14 protein-coding genes and 1 pseudogene are annotated in these 17,977 nt (G+C 66.3%); 1 reads left to right on the top strand and 14 read right to left on the bottom strand.

All coding sequences use genetic code 11. From position 1 onward, the window contains the following. The first annotated feature begins 158 nt into the window (after window positions 1-158). On the top strand, window positions 159-1,172 hold the full coding sequence (locus tag IGS74_RS09570) for a Tim44 domain-containing protein (protein WP_192391204.1): 1,014 nt from the start codon (window positions 159-161) through the stop codon (window positions 1,170-1,172). 55 nt (window positions 1,173-1,227) lie between these two features. Here the strand turns inward: IGS74_RS09570 and IGS74_RS09565 are convergent, their stop codons facing one another. From IGS74_RS09565 to ftsW, 14 genes and pseudogenes are all read right to left on the bottom strand, one after another. Beyond that, complete coding sequence (locus IGS74_RS09565) at window positions 1,228-1,524, bottom strand: AzlD domain-containing protein (RefSeq protein ID WP_039189703.1); 297 nt, start codon at window positions 1,522-1,524, stop codon at window positions 1,228-1,230. Then, window positions 1,521-2,210: an AzlC family ABC transporter permease gene (locus IGS74_RS09560; RefSeq protein ID WP_039189701.1), complete on the bottom strand. Its 690-nt coding sequence runs from the start codon at window positions 2,208-2,210 to the stop codon at window positions 1,521-1,523. The genes IGS74_RS09565 and IGS74_RS09560 overlap by 4 nt, the downstream gene beginning before the upstream one ends. A gap of 4 nt (window positions 2,211-2,214) precedes the next feature. Beyond that, the gene (gene ligA, locus IGS74_RS09555) at window positions 2,215-4,371 is read right to left on the bottom strand and encodes an NAD-dependent DNA ligase LigA (protein ID WP_192391203.1); all 2,157 of its coding nucleotides are present in this window, start codon (window positions 4,369-4,371) and stop codon (window positions 2,215-2,217) included. A gap of 10 nt (window positions 4,372-4,381) precedes the next feature. Next, window positions 4,382-6,040, bottom strand: a pseudogene (gene recN, locus IGS74_RS09550) (DNA repair protein RecN); the annotation flags it as partial. A 25-nt stretch (window positions 6,041-6,065) separates the two neighbouring features. After that, window positions 6,066-6,971, bottom strand: a complete 906-nt coding sequence (locus tag IGS74_RS09545; protein ID WP_052194614.1) for an outer membrane protein assembly factor BamD — start codon at window positions 6,969-6,971, stop codon at window positions 6,066-6,068. A 141-nt stretch (window positions 6,972-7,112) separates the two neighbouring features. Next, window positions 7,113-8,081 carry a UDP-3-O-acyl-N-acetylglucosamine deacetylase gene (lpxC, locus tag IGS74_RS09540; RefSeq protein ID WP_192391201.1) on the bottom strand — a complete coding sequence of 323 codons (969 nt, stop codon included), beginning with the start codon at window positions 8,079-8,081 and terminating at the stop codon, window positions 7,113-7,115. Window positions 8,082-8,355: 274 nt separating this feature from the next. Beyond that, window positions 8,356-9,885, bottom strand: a complete 1,530-nt coding sequence (gene ftsZ, locus IGS74_RS09535) for a cell division protein FtsZ (RefSeq protein ID WP_192391200.1) — start codon at window positions 9,883-9,885, stop codon at window positions 8,356-8,358. A 131-nt stretch (window positions 9,886-10,016) separates the two neighbouring features. Beyond that, entirely contained in the window at window positions 10,017-11,345 is a 1,329-nt protein-coding gene (gene ftsA, locus IGS74_RS09530) for a cell division protein FtsA (RefSeq protein ID WP_192391199.1), read from the bottom strand. Next, complete coding sequence (locus IGS74_RS09525) at window positions 11,342-12,250, bottom strand: cell division protein FtsQ/DivIB (protein WP_192391198.1); 909 nt, start codon at window positions 12,248-12,250, stop codon at window positions 11,342-11,344. The genes ftsA and IGS74_RS09525 overlap by 4 nt, the downstream gene beginning before the upstream one ends. Continuing rightward, window positions 12,238-13,161, bottom strand: coding sequence for a D-alanine--D-alanine ligase (locus IGS74_RS09520; RefSeq protein ID WP_192391197.1), 924 nt, complete (start codon window positions 13,159-13,161; stop codon window positions 12,238-12,240). Before IGS74_RS09520 ends, IGS74_RS09525 begins: the two co-directional genes overlap by 13 nt. Before the next feature lie 137 nt (window positions 13,162-13,298). Then, entirely contained in the window at window positions 13,299-14,249 is a 951-nt protein-coding gene (gene murB, locus IGS74_RS09515; protein ID WP_192391692.1) for a UDP-N-acetylmuramate dehydrogenase, read from the bottom strand. Continuing rightward, window positions 14,246-15,661, bottom strand: a complete 1,416-nt coding sequence (gene murC / locus IGS74_RS09510) for a UDP-N-acetylmuramate--L-alanine ligase (protein WP_192391196.1) — start codon at window positions 15,659-15,661, stop codon at window positions 14,246-14,248. The genes murB and murC overlap by 4 nt, the downstream gene beginning before the upstream one ends. A 26-nt stretch (window positions 15,662-15,687) precedes the next feature. After that, window positions 15,688-16,791 (bottom strand): undecaprenyldiphospho-muramoylpentapeptide beta-N-acetylglucosaminyltransferase, encoded by a 1,104-nt coding sequence (murG, locus tag IGS74_RS09505; RefSeq protein WP_192391195.1) that lies wholly within the window; start codon window positions 16,789-16,791, stop codon window positions 15,688-15,690. 14 nt (window positions 16,792-16,805) lie between these two features. After that, on the bottom strand, window positions 16,806-17,975 hold the full coding sequence (gene ftsW / locus IGS74_RS09500; RefSeq protein ID WP_192391194.1) for a putative lipid II flippase FtsW: 1,170 nt from the start codon (window positions 17,973-17,975) through the stop codon (window positions 16,806-16,808). Between the last annotated feature and the right edge of the window lie 2 nt (window positions 17,976-17,977).

Genomic DNA, 17,977 nt, shown 5'->3' with positions numbered 1-17,977 from the left:
GCAGATCCCGATGCTGGTTAACGCGCCAGCGGCCAAATGGATCTCGGCTAGCGATAAATTGATCGCCATCGCCCCGGAACTTTCCCCCCGGCCCTTCAAGTGGAGGCCGGCTCGATCCTATATCCCGACAAGCAGTTACAAGAATCGGAGGCCGCAGCATGGCTGCACTGCACAAATATCGTTTCGGAGCCTTGCTCGCGATCTTCACGCTCGTCTTTTCGGTCGTGGCGGTGGACTATGCGGAGGCACGCCGGGGCGGGAGCTTCGGTAGCCGTGGGGCACGGACGTTCCAGTCGGCGCCCGCCACCAATACGGCGCCTTCGGCCGCACCCGTGCAGCGCTCGATCACGCCCGGCACCGCGGCGCAGCCCAATGCCGGCCGCGCTGCCACCGGTGCCGCCGCCGGCGCCGCGGCCAATCGCGGCCTGCTCGGCAGCCCGCTGATGCGCGGCCTGATGCTGGGTGGCCTCTTCGGCCTCCTGATGGGCGCCGGTTTCGGCGGCTTTGGCGGCTTCATGGCGCTTCTGGTCCAGATCGCACTGATCGCCGGCGTCATCTGGCTGGCGATGCGTCTGTTCCGCTCGCGGCCGCAGACAGCGGCGGCCGGCAACCAGCGCGCCGCCTCCAGGATGAACTATCAGGGGCAGGATCCCGCTGCCGGCGGCGGGCGCGATTTCCGTCATCTCGGTGCGGGCCTCGGCGGCGGCGGCGGCGCAGCGGCTACCGGCGCGGCAGCACAGGCGGCGGCGCGCGGCGGCAACCCGGACGAGCTTGGCATCACCCCGGACGATCTCGGCATCTTCGAGCAGCGCCTGTACCAGTTGCAGGATGCCTTCGGCCGCGAAGACTATGCCGCGATCCGGGAAATCACGACGCCGGAGATCATGTCCTATCTGTCGGAAGAGCTGTCGCAGAACGCCACGCGCGGTGTGAAAAGCGAGGTACGCGACGTCAAGCTTCTGCAGGGCGACATCGCCGAAAGCTGGAAGGAAGGCTCGCGCGAGTTCGCCACCGTCGCGATGCGCTATTCGATGATCCAGTTCCTGCGGGACAGGCAGAGCGGCAGCATCGTCGAGGGCTCGGACAGCGAGCCGGTGGAATCGACGGAAGTCTGGACGTTCCTGCGCGACCACCACGACGAATGGAAGTTGACCGCGATCCAGGAAGCCTGAGGCTCATCCGGACGCTTGAGACAGAAGGGCCGGTCGCCATCGACCGGCCCTTTTCTCATATCCCGGCGAGCCGCGCGACGATCACGATGGCGGTTCCGATGGCGACGGTGGACAGAAGCGACAGGCGAAGCGCCAGCACGCCGCACAGGATGAGCACGCTGCGCTCCAGCCACCCGCCATCCACGAAAGCCGGTACGAAGATGGTGGGCAGTACCGCTGCCGGAACGGCGTTCAGCACGGCGTCGAGGCGCGGCGATATGCGCCCCATCCGCTGCAGCACGAGATAGCCGCCCACGCGCGTCGCGTAGGTCGTCACCGCCGCCAGTATCACCAGAAGCCAGATCTCGCTCATTCCCGGTCTCCCGGCAGGGGCCGGACCGCCGCCACGACCAGGCCTGCCAGCCCGCCCAGCGTCACATGCCAGGGCGCGCCCAGCGTCATATAGACAAGTGCGGAGGCAGCGAAGCTTGCTCCGGCCACCGGAAAGAAGCCATCCCGCTTCTGGAAGGCCATGGTTTGCGCCAGGAAGTAGACCGGCAGCACGAAATCCAGTGCGAAGACGCGCGGATCTTCGATCAATCCGCCAAAGACGACGCCGATGGCGGTGGACAATTGCCACACGACATAGAGCGCCAGCGCATAGCCGAAATAATAGGTTTTCGTGAGCCGGCCGCGCAGGGCGCGGGCCTCCGCTGACGCATAGGACGGATCGACCAGAAAGAAAAAGCCGATCGTCTTCTGGATCGGACCGAAGGCGCCAAGGTGCCGGCCGATGGACGCCGAATACAGCACATGGCGAAAATTGAGGATGAACATCGACAGGACCACCGCCCAAAGCGGGGATTCGATCGCCAGCAGTTGCAGTGCCACGAGTTGCGAGGCGCCTGCATAAACGAAGGCCGACATGCCGATGGCCTCTGCCGCGGTGAAGCCGCCATCCATGGCCAGCGTGCCGTACAGCGCCCCGAAGGGCAGCATGGGCACCAGCACGGGCGCCACGTCGCGGAGCGCCGCACGCAATTCACGGGTGTCCAGCATCCCCTCAGCGCCCGATAAGGGTAAACCAGCCATCCTCGTCGATAATCTCGATGCCGAGCTCACCTGCTTTCTTGAGCTTGGAGCCGGCCCCCGGTCCGGCCACGACGAGGTCCGTTTTCTTCGAGACGGATTCCACCGCCTTGGCTCCAAGCTCGTCCGCCATCGCCTTCGCCTCCTCCCGCGACATGCGCTCCAATGCGCCGGTGAAGACAATCGTCTTTCCGGCAACCGGAGACACGATCGAAGCCGCCGGCCGCGCCTCGTCCTGCGGCCGTACCCCGGCCTCAAGCAGCGCGTCGATTGCGTCCCTGTTATGCGCTTCGTGGAAAAACTCGACCACGGCGCCGGCGACGATGGAGCCGATGCCCTCCACGCCGTTCAACTCCTGCCAGGCGTCGTTGCCGGGGTCCTTTCGATCGTCGGGTATGATCGCGGCCTCGGCGCCGGCACGAAACGCCTCCAGGCTGCCGTAATGGCGGGCGAAGCGCTTTGCGTTGGTTTCACCCACATGGCGGATGCCGAGCGCGTAGAGGAAGCGCGGCAGCGGCGGATTGCGCCGCGCATTGATGGCCTCGAAGAGATTTCGCACCGAGCGCGCACCGAACCCCTCGAAATTCTCCAGCCGGGTCAGCGATTTTTCCTGCCGCTTCTCCAGCGTGAAGATATCGGCCGGAGAGCGTATCCACAGCGCAGGGTCTTCCAGCCCATAGAAGAACTCCACCTGCCTGTCGCCAAGCCCCTCGATGTCCATGGCGTTGCGCGACACGAAGTGGCGGATGCGCTCCACCGCCTGCGCCGGGCAGATCAGGCCGCCCGTACAGCGTGTCACCACCTCGCCCTCCTCGCGCGCGGCGTGGCTGCCGCAGGCAGGGCAACGATCCGGAAAGACGAAGGGGGCGGAGTCCGTCGGGCGCTTTTCCAGGACGACGTCCAGCACCTGCGGGATCACGTCGCCGGCCCGCTGCACCACCACCGTATCGCCGACGCGGATATCTCGCCCCTCGCGCAGGCTCTGGCCGCCCTGCCCAGTACCCTTGATGTAATCCGCGTTGTGCAGGGTGGCATTGGAAACGACGACGCCACCCACGGTGACGGGATCCAGCTTGGCAACCGGCGTCAGCGCGCCCGTGCGCCCGACCTGGATGTCGATGGCGCGCAGCACGGTCATCGCCTTCTCCGCCGCGAACTTGTGGGCGATGGCCCAGCGCGGAAAGCGGGATACGAAACCCAGCCGCTTCTGCAGCGCAAGGTCGTCCACCTTGTAGACCACGCCATCGATATCGTAGCCGAGCGCGGCGCGCTGCTCCTCGATGGCATGGTACTGCCCGATCAGCCCGTCGATGCCATCGAAGCGTTGCATCAGCGGGTTGATCGGAAAGCCCATGCGGCCCAATGTGGCGACCACCTCGGTCTGCGTATCGCCGGGGACGGCGCTGCATTCGCCCCAGGCATAGGCGAAGAACCGCAGCGGACGCGCCTTGGTGACGGACGGGTCGAGTTGCCGGAGAGAACCGGCAGCGGCATTGCGCGGATTGGCGAACAGGGGAAGCCCAGCCTCCGCGCGTCCTTCGTTGAGCCGGGCGAAGTCCGCGTGGCTCATATAGACTTCTCCACGCACTTCCAGGATGTCCGGGACCTTGCCTTTCAACTTTTCCGGAATGTCCTCCACGGTACGTGCGTTGGCGGTCACGTCCTCGCCGACATTGCCGTCGCCGCGCGTTGCCGCGCTGACCAGCGCGCCGCCCTCGTAGCGCAGCGACAAGGAAAGGCCGTCGATCTTCGGCTCGGCGGTAATGGCCAGGGGTGCATCGTCCGCAAGCTTCAGAAAGCGGCGCGCGCGCTTTGCGAAGGCGGCGACGTCTTCGTCGGAGAAGGCATTGTCGAGCGACAGCATCGGCACCGAATGGGTAATCTTGCCGAATTTCTCGGACACCTGCGCGCCGACCGTTTCGGACGGCGTATCCGCGCGCTTCAGCTCCGGATATCGCGCCTCGATTGCCAGATTGCGCTGACGCAGGGCGTCGTAAGCCGCGTCGGATACCTGCGGGCTGTCCTGCAGATAGTAAAGCTGGTCGTGATGCCGGATTTCACCGGCCAGCGCGGCGAGTTCCTCGGCCGCTTCCTCCAGCGTCAGGTTTTCCACCGGCTTGTCCCGCAGCATCACCGCCCCCGCCTCCTTCGCCCATCAATTGCGCGGCAGCAGCGCGCGCAGCCTCGGTGATGCGCTCGCCAGCCAGCATGCGGGCGATTTCCTCCCGCCGCGCATCCATGTCCATTTCCGCGACGCGTGTCGACACGCGTTCTTCTCCGGATTTGGAAATCAACAGATGCGTGTCGGCGCGCGCCGCAACCTGCGGCGCATGGGTAACGGATAGAACCTGCACCCCTTGCGCCAGGCGGGCAAGCCTGCGGCCGATGGCATCGGCAACGGCGCCGCCGACGCCCGTGTCGATCTCGTCGAAGACCAGTGTCGGCGCGGAGCCCCTGTCGGCCAGCGCCACCTTGAGCGCCAGCAGAAAGCGCGACAACTCGCCTCCGGACGCAACCTTCATCATCGGTCCCGCGCGCGAGCCCGGGTTGGTCCGCACCCAGAACTCCACCGTATCGAAGCCGAAGGGCGACGGTGTTTGGGTGTCCGTGGCGATGTTCACGATGAAGGCCGCCCGCTCGAGCTTGAGATCGGGCAGTTCGGCCATTACGGCGCGCTCCAGGTCGGCCGCCACTTCCGTCCGCCGTTCCGACAGGTCCGACGCAAGCGCGCGATAGGCATCGAGCGCTTCCGCGGCTTCGCGCTCCAGGGCGGCCAACCGCTCTTCCCCGGCGTCGAGCTCGGCCAGCTCCGCCGTCATCCGCGCGCACAGGGCGGGAAGCTCGTCCACCGGCACGGAATGCTTGCGTCCGGCGGCGCGCAGCGCGAACAGCCGCTCTTCCGTGGCCTCGAGCGCACGTGGATCGAACTCGATCCGGCGCAGCGCCTCGTCCAGTGCGGTCTGCGCATCCGAAAGCGCGTCCAGTGCGACATCCAGCCGTTCGATGGCGCCGTCCAGAAGGCCCGGCACCTCGTCGCGCCGCCGGTCCAGCCGGCGCAGCAGGCTGGCAAGCCCTGGAATGGGCGAGCCTGCCCCGGACAACTCTTCGTTGGCCTCGTTGACGTCGCCGGCGATTTTCTCGGAGCGCATCATCGTCTGCCGCCGCTCGGCAAGGTTTTCCTCCTCGCCCGCCTCGACAGCCAGGTCGGACAGTTCCTCGACCGCGGCGCGCAGGTAGTCCGCCTCGCGTGCGGCGGCGTCGATGCGCTCGCGCTGGTGCCGCAAGGCCGCTTGCGCGCCGCGCCATGCCTCGAAGGCGGCGGCAACGGATTCGGCCCTGGGTGTCAGGCCACCGAAGGCATCCAGCAGAAGGCGGTGCGCGCCGGTATCCACGAGCGCCCGGTCGTCGTGCTGGCCGTGGATTTCCACCAACGTCTCGCCGAAGGCCCGCATGAGGGCGACGCTGGAAGGACGATCGTTGACGAAAACCCGGGTGCGGCCGTCGGCATTCTGCACCCGGCGCAGGATGATGTCGCCATCGTCGTCCAGCCCGTTGCTGGCCAGCAGGAGCCGGGCGGCATGGCCTGCCGGAACGTCGAAGACGGCCGTCACCTCGCCCTGCTGGGCACCATGCCTGACGAGAGTGCCGTCGCCGCGCCCGCCGAGGGCCAGCGACAGGGCATCGAGAAGAATGGATTTTCCGGCGCCGGTCTCCCCCGTGAGGACGGACAGGCCGCCCGCTAGGGAGAGATCCAGCTTTTCGATCAGGACGATGTCACGGATCGCCAGGTGTACGAGCATCTATCGCGCCATGCCCGCCGAACCGTCAGCCCTGTGGCGCGGCCGGGGCCTGTGCACCACCGCCGACGAGCCGGCGCGAGGCGTTGCTGAACCAGGAGCCGGCGCTACCCGCCTGCGGCGAGAGGCCGTCACGCTGCAGCAGGGCATAGGCATCCTTGTACCATTCGGATTCGGGGAAGTTCTGGCCCAGCACGGACGCCGCGGCCTGCGCTTCCGGACGGATGCCCATGGCCAGGTTTGCCTCTACCAGGCGGTAGAGCGCCTCTTCGACGTGACGTGTCTGGCTGTAGTTGTCGACGACGTTCTTGAAGCGGTTCACCGCGCCGATGTAGTTGCGCCGCTCCAGGTAATAGCGGCCGACCTGCATTTCCTTGCCGGCAAGCTGGTCGCGCGCCTGACGCAGCTTGGTGCGCGCATCTTCGGCGTACTCGGAATCGGGGTAGCGGTCGACCACCTCCTGCATGGCCAGCGCCGCACGGGCGGTATCGGTCTGGTCGCGCGTGACCTCGGGCATCTGGCGGAAGTAGGAAAGGCCGATGATGTACTGGGCGTAGGCCGCTTCCTCCGAACCGGGATAGAGCGACAGATACCGCCGCGCCGAGGACACGGCCTCGTCGTAGTCGCCGTTGCGGTAGGAGGTGAAGGCGCGCATCACCAGCGCCTTGCGCGCCCACTCCGAATAGGGGTGCTGACGGTCGATCGCCTCGAACTTGGCGGCAGCCTCGCCCAGGCGTCCGGCTTCCAGATTGGCAAGCCCCTGATTGTAGAGGACGTCGGCCGGCTCGGTCTGCGAAGCGAGGGCCAGCGCGTCGATGTCGTTGTCCTTGCCGGACATGCAGCCGGCGAGTCCGGACACGGCGCCCGCCAGTAGAACGACGGCGAGCGGCCTGACGATGCTCGACCGGCCGATTGTGGGCAAGAATTGGCGCATTAGAACGTTCCCCTGCTGCATCCCCGGCGGCGGATCGCCCGCCCTGACGCCCTTCTACTTGCAGCGAAGGGAGCCGACAATGTTTCAAGGCCGTTCAACGCGCCTTTTTTGAGGCGGCCCCCATAGCCATCCATGAGAGGACTAGATTTTCTGGGCTTCGAAAGCCGGCACGGCGACGGCCACGGCCGGCTCCGCGCGGGTGCGGCCGCCGGAGCGCACCGGCACCTCGACGATCTCGAACGCCGCCGGATCGGACAGGAGCGCCTGCAGCGCCATGGCGTTGAGGCGGTGGCCACCCCGATAGGACCGGTAGCACCCCAGGATACGGGCACCGGCAAGCGCCTGGTCGCCGATCGCGTCCAGCGTCTTGTGGCGCACGAACTCGTCGACGTAACGCAGTCCGCCCGGATTGATGACCTTGTCGTCGTCGCCGATGACGACCGAGTTCTCGAGCGAGGAGCCGAGCGCATAGCCCGATGCCCACAGGCGCTCGACGTCCTTCATGAAACCGAAGGTGCGCGCCCGGGAGATTTCGTCGCGGAACAGCGAAGGGGTCAGGTCGCCCGCGAAGCTCTGCCGCCCGATGGCGCCGGAAGCAAAATCGATATCGATTTCGAATCGCGTGCCGTCATGCGGCCGATACTCGCCGAAGGCGCCGCCCATCTCGACCCGAACGGGTTTCAGCACGCGGATATGACGCCGCGCCGCCAGTTGGGACACGAGGCCCGCCTCGTCGATGGCTTCCACGAAAGCTGTCGAACAGCCGTCCATGATGGGAATTTCGCCGCCATCCATCTCGACGATGACGTTGTCGACATCCATGGCGTACAGCGCGGCCATAAGATGCTCGATCGTGGCGACGTGCGGTCCGCCCGGCTCTCCGACCACGGTGGCGAGGTCGGTAGAGGAAACGTTGGCGGAAACGGCGGCGATCTCACGAACGCGCCCAGACCCGTTGCCGAGATGGAAGACGATACCCGTATTGGCATCGGCCGGATGAAGCGTCATTTCCACGGCTGAACCGGAGTGAACGCCGACACCGCGAAAACCGATGCTGGCTCCAATCGTTTGCTGCTGCTTCGCCACACTCGTATCCTTGAAATCGCCCATGGTCCGCCAATGGCATGCATTTAGTGAAAAGCATGTCGGGCTGTGGCCCGGGCGCCGGCCGCCATATACGCGCAGCCGAAACCGATTTGTTGCCGGGAAACTAGGAGTTACGGCCTTTCGGGCCAAATCACGCTTCTTTTCCCCATGTTACCGGCGACAAGCTTAACCGAGTGTAAAATCCAATATTTTCAAACCGTTAAAAGAAAGGGCCCGCCCCTTTCAGGGCGGACCCGGTCATCTCATGCGACTATTTTGTGAAGACCGCTGAAAAACCTCAGCTCGATTGACGGCGCAGGAAAGCCGGAATCTCCAGTTGTTCGTCTTCCGACTGCGGCCGCACCTGGCTGACGGGGCGCGCGGCCGAGTCCGCCGCAACGCGCCGCGGCGCATAGGGGCTGTGTTCCGGCTGCTGACGACGCTCGCCGTGATGGGCTTCCACATCTTCCACCTCGCGGCGGGAAAGGCCGCTGGTCAGCTTGCGGATGAGGCCGAGTGCACCGCGCTCTTCCGCATTATCGTGATCGTGGCCGCCGCGACGGTCCATCTCCGACTGCACGACCGGCGGGAACTCGTCCACGCGAGGCATGCGGGTCTGCTGCGGAACGGCCTGACGGGCCGGGACCTGCGGTGCGACTTCCGAGATCTCCTCGGTCAGCATGCGGCTGAAATCATCGTCCAGGTCGAAGTTGGACGCAGCGGGCTGCGGCGCCGGGGCGGCCGGCTGCGGGTAGGCCGGAGCCTCCTGCGTCGGGCGAGCGGCCGGGGCCGCGGCTGCCGCGGCCTGGCGGGCGACGGCGGCCGGACGCGTTTCCGGCTGACGGTCGAAAGCTTCGGCTGCCGTCTTGTCGATGCCGGTCGCCACGACCGACACGCGGATGACGCCTTCCAGGCTTTCGTCGAAGGTCGCGCCCAGGATGATGTTGGCGTCCTGGTCGACTTCTTCGCGGATGCGGGTTGCCGCCTCGTCCACTTCGAAGAGGGTCAGGTCACGGCCACCGGTGATGGAGATGAGCAGGCCCTTGGCGCCCTTCATGGACGTCTCGTCCAGGAGCGGGTTGGCGATGGCCGCCTCGGCGGCAGCCATGGCACGGCCTTCGCCCGAGGCTTCGCCGGTGCCCATCATGGCCTTGCCCATCTCGCGCATGACGGAGCGCACGTCCGCGAAGTCGAGGTTGATGAGGCCTTCCTTGACCATCAGGTCGGTGATGCAGGCGACGCCCGAGTAGAGCACCTGGTCGGCCATGCCGAAGGCATCGGCGAAGGTGGTCTTGTCGTTGGCGATGCGGAACAGGTTCTGGTTCGGAATGACGATCAGCGTATCGACGTTCTTCTGCAGTTCCTCGATGCCCAGCTCGGCGATGCGCAGGCGGCGCTGGCCTTCGAAGTGGAAGGGCTTGGTCACGACGCCGACGGTGAGGATTCCTTTTTCACGCGCGGCCCTGGCGACCACCGGCGCGGCGCCGGTGCCGGTGCCGCCACCCATGCCGGCCGTCACGAAGCACATGTGAGAGCCAAGCAGGTGATCGCAGATCTCGTCGAGGGATTCTTCCGCTGCGGCGCGACCGACTTCCGGCTGCGAACCCGCGCCAAGTCCCTCGGTGACGGCGACGCCCATCTGGATCACGCGCTCGGCGCGCGACGAGCGCAGCGCCTGCGCATCGGTGTTTGCAATGACGAACTCGACGCCTTCGAGGCCGGCGTTGATCATGTTGTTGACGGCATTGCAGCCACCGCCGCCAACGCCGAACACGGTGATGCGGGGCTTGAGTTCCGTGATGTCCGGCTTCTGCAGGTTGATGCTCATGTCAAAGGTTTCCTTTTCGCAGTTGGCCGCCTCGGCGCGCGCCTCAGTTCGTTTCAAAGTTTTGCCAGTGCGTATGGGTGCACCGTACAATCGGTGGCCCGCCTGAAACTTGCGGACCGGTTACGCGAGCCTCAAAAACTGCGCCGGAGCCAGGAGCCGATCCGACCGACCCGCGTGGTTTCGTCAAAGGCGAAATCCAGCGGGGACGATTCGGCGACATATTCCTGCCACGCGATCTGAGGGTAGATCAGCAGCCCGACCGACGCTGCGAAGATCGGGCTCTTGTTGGTAGTGCTCAGCCCGGCCACCCCGACGGGGCGCCCCAACCGCACGTTCCGCTGCAAGATGTCGTGGGCGGCACCGGCCATGCCCGCCAACTGGCTGGCCCCACCGGTCAGGACGACGCGCTTGCCGATGACGTGGCCGAGGCCGGAGCTGGCCATGCGGTCCCGGATCAGTTCGAGCGTTTCTTCCACGCGCGGACGGACGATGCGGGCGATGAGAGACCGCGACACATGCACCTCCCCCTCGCCGTCATCCTCGGCCAGCGGCTCCACCGTGACCGGCTCGCCATCGTCCATCAGCTGGGTCAGCGCGTTACCGTGCATCACCTTCAGCCGCTCGGCCTGCTCGGGACGGATCGACAGGCCGCGCGCCAGATCCATGGTGATATGCTGGCCGCCCATGGCGATGGCGTCGGCATAGGCGAAGTGCCCGTTCTGGAAGATGGAGATGGTGGTGGTGCCGGCACCCATGTCGATGCATGCCGATCCCATCCGCGCCTCATCGTCCACCAGGGTCGCAAGGCCCGAGGCATAGGGAGCGGCCACGAAGGCCTCGACCACCAGATGGGCGCGGTTGATGGCGGCCTCCAGATTGCGCAGGGGCGTTTCTTCCGCCGTCAGCACATGCAGCTCGGCGCCCAGTACCTCGCCCACCATGCCGATGGGATCGTCCAGTCCACCCTCGCCGTCGAGCGAAAGATCGAAAGGCACGGAGTGCAGGGCGACGCGGCCCTGCGACATCTGCGTGCGCGCCGCCTGGTTGAGAACGCGGCGCAGATCGGCCGGGCTGACCTCGGCTCCCGCTACGGTCAGCTCGGCTTTGCCGCGCAGACTCTTGAGCCGGCCCGCGGTTACCGACACGATCAGGCTTTCGATGGTCAGGCCGGCCTGGCGCTCCGCCGTATCGACGCAGGCGCGAATGGACTGTTCCGCCGCTGCAATGTCCACCACGACGCCGGACTTGATCCCGCGCGAGCGCTGATGCCCGATGCCGATGACCTCGGCCACATGCGTACGGTTCGGCAGGACTTCGCTTTCGGGCCGTGGACGCAACCGCGCAATGAGACAGGTAACCTTCGACGATCCGACGTCGAGGATGGAGAACAGGTGCGTCCGCCGCTGCGAAAGCTTTTCGATGCGCGGCAGCGCACCCTTTCCGCCCAAAAACAGGCTCATGCCGGATTCCCCCTCTTGGCCTGGCGTGCGAGCTTTGCGCGCTCGGCGGCCGCGTCGTCGCGCCGCTGCTTCGCCTCCGGCGTCAGCTTGATGGTGATGCGGTCGGGAAGACGCATATCGACCGCCGCGATATCACGGGCAAGAAGCCCGTAGCTGCGGTCCATGCGCACCACTTCGGCGGCCGCCTCCACGGGATGGTCTTCCGGCAGGCGCACGGTGACGCCATTGTCGAGCCGAAGGTCCCAGCGCCGCTCGCCGATGCGGACATAGGCGCGGATACGCGGCTTCAATTCCGGCACCAGCTCGATCTCGTCCAGAAGGTCGGCCGCGGCGGTATCCGCCCCGGCGCCAACGACCAGCGGCAATTCGGTGTAGCGCGTCGTTGCAAACGGCACGATCGGCACGCCATGGCGGTCGATGATGGTCAGGTCCTGCCCGCGCTGCCAGATGGCGAAAGGCTGCTTCTCGACCACCTCGACCCGCAATTGCCCGGGATACACCTTGGAAATGGATGCCGTCTCGATCCACGGCATCGCTTCCAGCGCGGTGCGGGCTGCATCCACGTCGAGCGCCGGCAGCGTCTGGGCGCCCACGCCGTACACGGTCTGCAATATGTCGATCTGCGAGGTTTCCGACGCGCCGGTCACATCGACCCTGTCGATGGCGAAGCCGACGGGCTCGGCCAGCGTGTCGATAACCTTGGTCGTGTGCCCGCCACTCGACATGCCGTAAAGCGCGCTGGAGCCCAGCACCACGGTTGCCAGCACGGAAAAGCTCGGCAGCGGCAGCGCCTGCAGGCGGCGCGCATAGCCGGAAACCCGGCGCAGCGCGATCTGGACGCGCATCGCGATGCGGCCGGCGGGCCGCATGTCGGAATGGTCGGGGCGCTGTCTTACCGGCGGCATGACGCGTCCCTCACCATCCAGTCGAGCAGCTTTCCGAATTCGAGGCCGCGGGCGCGGGCGATATCGGGCACCAGCGATGTCGGCGTCATGCCGGGCTGGGTATTCACCTCCAGCCACACGACTTCGCCCGCCGCACCGTTGCGGTCGTCGTAACGGAAGTCGGATCGCGAAACGCCCCGGCAGCCGACGGCGCGGTGCGCGGCAAGGGAAAATTCGGCCACCGTCGCGGTGATTTCGTCCGGCAGCTCGGCCGGCACGATGTGGGAAGAGCCGCCCGGCGCATATTTGGCGTCGAAATCGTAGAAGGCATGGTCATTGGAGACGATCTCGCAGACGCCGAGAACCTCGTCGCCCATGACGGCGCAGGTCAGCTCCCGGCCTGGCACGTAGCGCTCCACCATCACCGTATCGCCGAAGGTCCAGTCCACGGCCGACAGATGCTGCGGCGGATGGGCCTCGCCCTCGCGCACGATGACGACACCGAAGCTGGAGCCCTCCGCCACCGGCTTCACCACGTAGGGCGTGGGCATCGCATGCTGCCTGGCGATCTCCATTCGATCGACAAGGATGGACGCGGCCACCTTGACGCCGAAGCCCGCCACGACTGCCTTCGCCTTCTCCTTGTTCATCGCAAGGGCCGAGGCGAGAACGCCAGAATGCGTATAGGGAATTTCCAGATATTCGAGGATGCCCTGTATGGTGCCGTCCTCGCCGAACGGGCCGTGCAGCGCGTTGAAGGCGACGTCAGGACGCAGCTCGGACAGGACGGAAGCGACATCGCGCCCGACATCGATGCGCGTGACACGGTAGCCCTCTGCCTCGAGGGCATCGGCACATGCCTTGCCAGAGGAAAGGCTGACGGGTCTTTCACTGGAAAGGCCGCCCATCAGAACCGCCACGTGCCGCTGCATCGACTCCGCACTCCATCAACAGAAGGTTACGCACCCCCATTCATGCTGTGCGGATGGTTAAGCGGTGGTTAATCCGGCGCGGCGTCGGCAATAAAATCGTAAGCCAATTGCGTGGAAGCGCCGGCCGTGCGCGTCGCTCAAGGCTCGAACGGTGTAACCTCTTGCCCCGGCCGAAACAGGCCGACGCGCTGGATTTCCCATTCCAGCAGGATGCCGGACGTTTCGAATACCCGGCGGCGCACCGTTTCTCCCAGAAGCTCCAGGTCGTGGGCGGTTGCCGAGCCGGCATTGATCATGAAGTTGCAGTGCATCTCGGACATCTGCGCATCGCCGATCCGCAGCCCCCGGCATCCGGCCCGGTCGATCTCCTTCCAGGCCGAGGTGCCCGGCGGGTTCTTGAAGGTGGAGCCTCCCGTCTTTTCCCGTACGGGCTGGGTCGTCTCGCGGTGATGCTGGACCGCCTCCATCGCCGCGCGGATGGAATCGGCCCCGTCGGACGGACCCGCCAGAAGAGCCGAGGTAAAGATCAGCCCATCATCCGCGCCGGAATGCCGGTAGCGGAACGCCATGTCGCCCGGCGACAGGTCCACCAGCCGCCCCCGCCTGTCGACGGCGGTTGCGGAAACGAACCGCTCGGATGTCTCGACGCCGTTGGCCCCCGCATTCATGCGCAAGGCGCCGCCGATGGAGCCGGGTATGCCGTGCAGAAAGTGAAAGCCGCCAAGCCCCAGGTCCAGCGCAACGGCGGCAACCCGCTTGTCGGATGCGCCGGCACCGGCCCGCAGCCGGCCTTCACCGGCGGCCTCGACCTTTCCGAACCCCTTCGGCGGCAGGCGGATCACGACGCCGCCGATGCCGCCATCCCGGACCATGAGATTGGAGCCGATGCCGACCACGGTGACGGGAATGTCGACCGGGACGAGCGCCAGAAATTGCGCCAGATCCTCTTCGTCGGCGGGCTGGAACAGGAGCTCGGCCGGACCGCCCGTCCGGAACCACGTGACCTTTTCCATGGATGCGTCCGGCGTCAGCCGCCCGCGAGGCGGCGGCAGGCGCAGGCGCGCCTCGAGGCTGGCGCCATCCATCAGGCCGGTTCCGAAGCCAGCGCCTCAAGTTCCTTCGGAAGCGCATAGGCCCATTGCGTGACGGAGCCGGCACCGAGGAAGACGACCATATCGCCCGGCGTCGCGATGCTGGCCACGAGGGGCGCCAACTCGGCCGGACCGTCGATCAGCCGTGCGTCGCGGTGGCCGCCGAGTTTCAGCGTTTCCAGCAGCGCGCGCGAATCCACACCGGGGATCGGCTCCTCGCCTGCGGCGTAAACCGGTGCGAGGAGGACCGTATCGGCATCGTTGAAGCATGCGGCGAAATCGTCGAACAGGCTCTGCAGGCGTGAAAAGCGGTGCGGCTGCATGACCGCGATCACCCGCCCCTTGGCCGCCGAACGCGCGGCCGACAGCACGGCGCGGATCTCGACCGGATGGTGCCCGTAATCGTCGAACACCTCGATGCCGTTGGCCGTCCCGGTGTGGGTGAAGCGGCGCTTGACGCCACCGAACTGCCCGAGGCCCCTGCGGATATCGGCCTCCGACATGCCGATGCGATGCGCCGTCACGATGGCGGCGGTGGCATTGGACACGTTGTGCCGGCCCGGCATCGGCAGCACCAGATCGCGCATCTCGATGGCCTCGCCGGTGATGCGGTCGCGGATGACGACATCGAAGGTCGAGCGCGCCCCGGAGGCACGGACATTGTGAAAACGCGCATCCGCCTGCAGGTTCTCACCGTAGGTGATGACGCGCCGGTCCTCGATCTGGGCCACCAGCTTCTGCACCTCCGGATGGTCGAGGCACATGACGGCGAAACCGTAGAAGGGCACGTTCTCGACAAAGGCGCGGAAGGCTTCGCGTACCTTGTCGAAGGTGCCGTAGTGATCGAGATGCTCCGGGTCGATATTGGTGACGACGGCCACGTCCGCGGGCAGCTTCAGGAAGGTGCCGTCCGATTCATCGGCTTCCACCACCATCCAGTCGCCGCCACCCATGCGGGCGTTGGTGCCATAGGCATTGATGATGCCGCCATTGACGACGGTCGGGTCCATTCCGCCGGCATCCAGCAGCGTCGCGACCAGCGATGTCGTGGTCGTCTTGCCATGCGTACCGCCGATGGCGATGGCCTGCCGGAAGCGCATCAGCTCGGCCAGCATCTCGGCACGGCGGACGATGGGCAGGAGGCGCTCGCGCGCGGCGGCCAATTCCGGGTTGTCGCGGCGGATCGCCGTCGACACGACCACAACTTCCGCCTGGCCGAGATTGGCCGCGTCGTGGCCGACATGCACGGTCACGCCCTTGGCGCGCAAACGCTGCACATTGGCGTTTTCGCTCTGGTCCGATCCCTGCACCGTATAGCCGAGATTTACCAGCACCTCGGCAATGCCGCTCATGCCGATGCCGCCAATGCCGATGAAATGCACCGGGCCGATATTGCGCGGCATCTTCATGGGAATTTCCTTTCCAAGCGTTCGATCTATGTGCGGGCAGTTCGCGGCGGCATAGCTTCTACGAGATCGGCGAGCAACTCCGCCGCATTGGGAATGCCGGTCGCGCGTGCCGCCTCGGCCATGCGGGCGGCCTCGTCCGGCGCTTCGGCCAACCGCGCCAGCATCGTGGCCAGCCGCTCGGCCGTAAGGTCGACCTGCCGCGCGACGATGGTGCCGCCCTGCGATTCCAGCCGTGCCGCGTTGGCGGCCTGGTCATGATCGAGCGCATAGGGATACGGCACCAGGATGGACGGGCGGCCGATGACGGCCAGTTCCGAGACGGTGGACGCCCCGGAGCGGCTGATGACGAGGTGGGCGGCGGCCAACCGGTCGGCCATATCGGCAAAGAAAGGCGAGACCTCCGCCGGGATACCGGCGTCGGCATAATACGTCCGTACGCGCGCTTCGTCGTCGGTGCGCGCCTGCTGCGTCACCCGCAGGCGCTCGCGCACGGACGGTTCGAGAAGCGAGATCGCCTCCGGCAGAATTTGTGAGAAGAACGCGGCGCCCTGGCTTCCACCAAACACGACGAGGTTGAACGCTTCACCCGAACCGCTTGGCCGGTATGGTGTTTTTGCTGCCTCCAGCACGGCCGGTCGCACCGGGTTGCCGGTTACGACGATCTTGTCGCGCAGGTCCTGCGGCGCCTCGTCCTGCGGGATACCGGCGGCGATGCGCCCCACCCGCCGGGCCAGGAAGCGGTTGGCACGGCCCATCACGGCGTTCTGCTCGTGGATCATGCTCGGCCATCCGGCCTGCGTGGCGGCAAGCACGGGCGGAACGGACGGATATCCGCCGAAGCCGATCGTTACATCCGGCTTCAGTCGGCGCAGCAGGGCGCTGGCCGTACGCAGGCCCGTCCACAGCTTCAGCAGCGAGCGCGCGACGGCCAGGGGATTGCGCGATCCGAAGGTGGCCGAGGGTACGACATGTGTTTCCGCTGCCGGAAAACGGCCGGAAAACCGCCCGGCGCGTTCGTCCGTCGCCAGATGCACCTCGTGTCCACGCCGGGCCAGTTCGTGCGCCAGCGCCTCCGCGGGGAAGAGATGGCCGCCGGTTCCCCCAGCGGCCAGAAGGATGCGTTTTGTCATGGACGAGCCTGTAGTCAACGCGGCTGCAACGTGGCGCCGAGGGCCAGCGTGCGTGTCATCAGCCTGTCGATCTGCGATGAGTTTTCGGCGCGCTTGCGCGTCAGCGCCAGAACGAAGCCGGCCGAGATGGCCACCGCCAGCATCGACGAGCCGCCATAGGAAATGAAGGGCAGCGTCATGCCCTTGGCGGGCATCAATTGCAGGTTCACCGCCATGTTGATGATCGACTGCATGCCGAACAGCATGACGAGGCCGGATATGGCCAGCCTGGCGAAGGTGTCGCGCTGCTGGAAGGCCACCTGCAGGCCGCGGATGACGACGAAGCAGAACACCGCCGCCAGAAGCATGCAGGTGATGATGCCGAATTCTTCCGCGATGACGGAAAAGGCGAAGTCAGTATGGCTGTCAGGCAGGATGCGCTTGACGGTTCCCTCGCCCGGGCCTTGCCCAAGCCAGCCGCCGCGCATGATCGCCTCGCGCGCGGTGTCGGTCTGGAAGGTGTCGCCCTCTCCCGTCAGGAAGCGGTCGATGCGGCTGGCGACGTGCGGAAATGCGACATAGGCTCCGAAGAAGCCGACCCCGCCGATACCGCCCAGCACCATGATCCACAGCCACGGCATGCCCGCCATGAAGAAAAGGCCACCCCAGGCGCCCGCCGTGAGGATCGTCTGGCCAAGATCCGGTTGCGCCACCAGCAGCGCCGCCACGACGATCAGCAGCATCAGGGACAAGAGGTTTCCCGGCACGTCGGGCCGCCGCGCACGCTCGGCGAACAGCCAGGCGCAGACGATCACGAAGGCCGGCTTCATGAATTCGGACGGCTGGACGCTGAACGGGCCGAACGACATCCAGCGCCGGGCGCCCTTGACCTCCATGCCGAAGAACAATGCCAGCACCATCGTCACCAGCGCCACGCACAGCATGATGAGCGACATGCGGCGGATGCCGTGCGGCGTCAGAAGCGACGTGGCCAGCATCACCGCGATCGAGGGGAAGAGGAACAGGGCATGCCGTTTGACGAAGTGGAACGGCTCCAGCCCGATTCGTTCCGCAACGGGTGGGCTGGCCGCGAAGGACAGCATCATGCCGCCCAGCATCAGGATCAGGAAGGCGGCCAGAAGCCAGCGGTCGATGGACCACCACCAATCGGCAATCAGGCCTTTTTTCGCGCGGCTCACGGCCATGC

This window comes from Aureimonas sp. OT7, from assembly GCF_014844055.1.
Lineage (GTDB): Bacteria > Pseudomonadota > Alphaproteobacteria > Rhizobiales > Rhizobiaceae > Aureimonas > Aureimonas altamirensis_A.
This window is presented reverse-complemented; position numbering and strand designations above follow the sequence as displayed.

Excerpts from the sequence above, each read along its gene's own strand:
- IGS74_RS09570 (WP_192391204.1), top strand. The coding sequence starts at position 159 with ATGGCTGCACTGCACAAATATCGTTTCGGAGCCTTGCTCGCGATCTTC.
- IGS74_RS09565 (WP_039189703.1), bottom strand. The coding sequence starts at position 1,524 with ATGAGCGAGATCTGGCTTCTGGTGATACTGGCGGCGGTGACGACCTAC.
- IGS74_RS09560 (WP_039189701.1), bottom strand. The coding sequence starts at position 2,210 with ATGCTGGACACCCGTGAATTGCGTGCGGCGCTCCGCGACGTGGCGCCC.
- ligA (WP_192391203.1), bottom strand. The coding sequence starts at position 4,371 with ATGCTGCGGGACAAGCCGGTGGAAAACCTGACGCTGGAGGAAGCGGCC.
- IGS74_RS09545 (WP_052194614.1), bottom strand. The coding sequence starts at position 6,971 with ATGCGCCAATTCTTGCCCACAATCGGCCGGTCGAGCATCGTCAGGCCG.
- lpxC (WP_192391201.1), bottom strand. The coding sequence starts at position 8,081 with ATGGGCGATTTCAAGGATACGAGTGTGGCGAAGCAGCAGCAAACGATT.
- ftsZ (WP_192391200.1), bottom strand. The coding sequence starts at position 9,885 with ATGAGCATCAACCTGCAGAAGCCGGACATCACGGAACTCAAGCCCCGC.
- ftsA (WP_192391199.1), bottom strand. The coding sequence starts at position 11,345 with ATGAGCCTGTTTTTGGGCGGAAAGGGTGCGCTGCCGCGCATCGAAAAG.
- IGS74_RS09525 (WP_192391198.1), bottom strand. The coding sequence starts at position 12,250 with ATGCCGCCGGTAAGACAGCGCCCCGACCATTCCGACATGCGGCCCGCC.
- IGS74_RS09520 (WP_192391197.1), bottom strand. The coding sequence starts at position 13,161 with ATGCAGCGGCACGTGGCGGTTCTGATGGGCGGCCTTTCCAGTGAAAGA.
- murC (WP_192391196.1), bottom strand. The coding sequence starts at position 15,661 with ATGAAGATGCCGCGCAATATCGGCCCGGTGCATTTCATCGGCATTGGC.
- murG (WP_192391195.1), bottom strand. The coding sequence starts at position 16,791 with ATGACAAAACGCATCCTTCTGGCCGCTGGGGGAACCGGCGGCCATCTC.
- ftsW (WP_192391194.1), bottom strand. The coding sequence starts at position 17,975 with ATGGCCGTGAGCCGCGCGAAAAAAGGCCTGATTGCCGATTGGTGGTGG.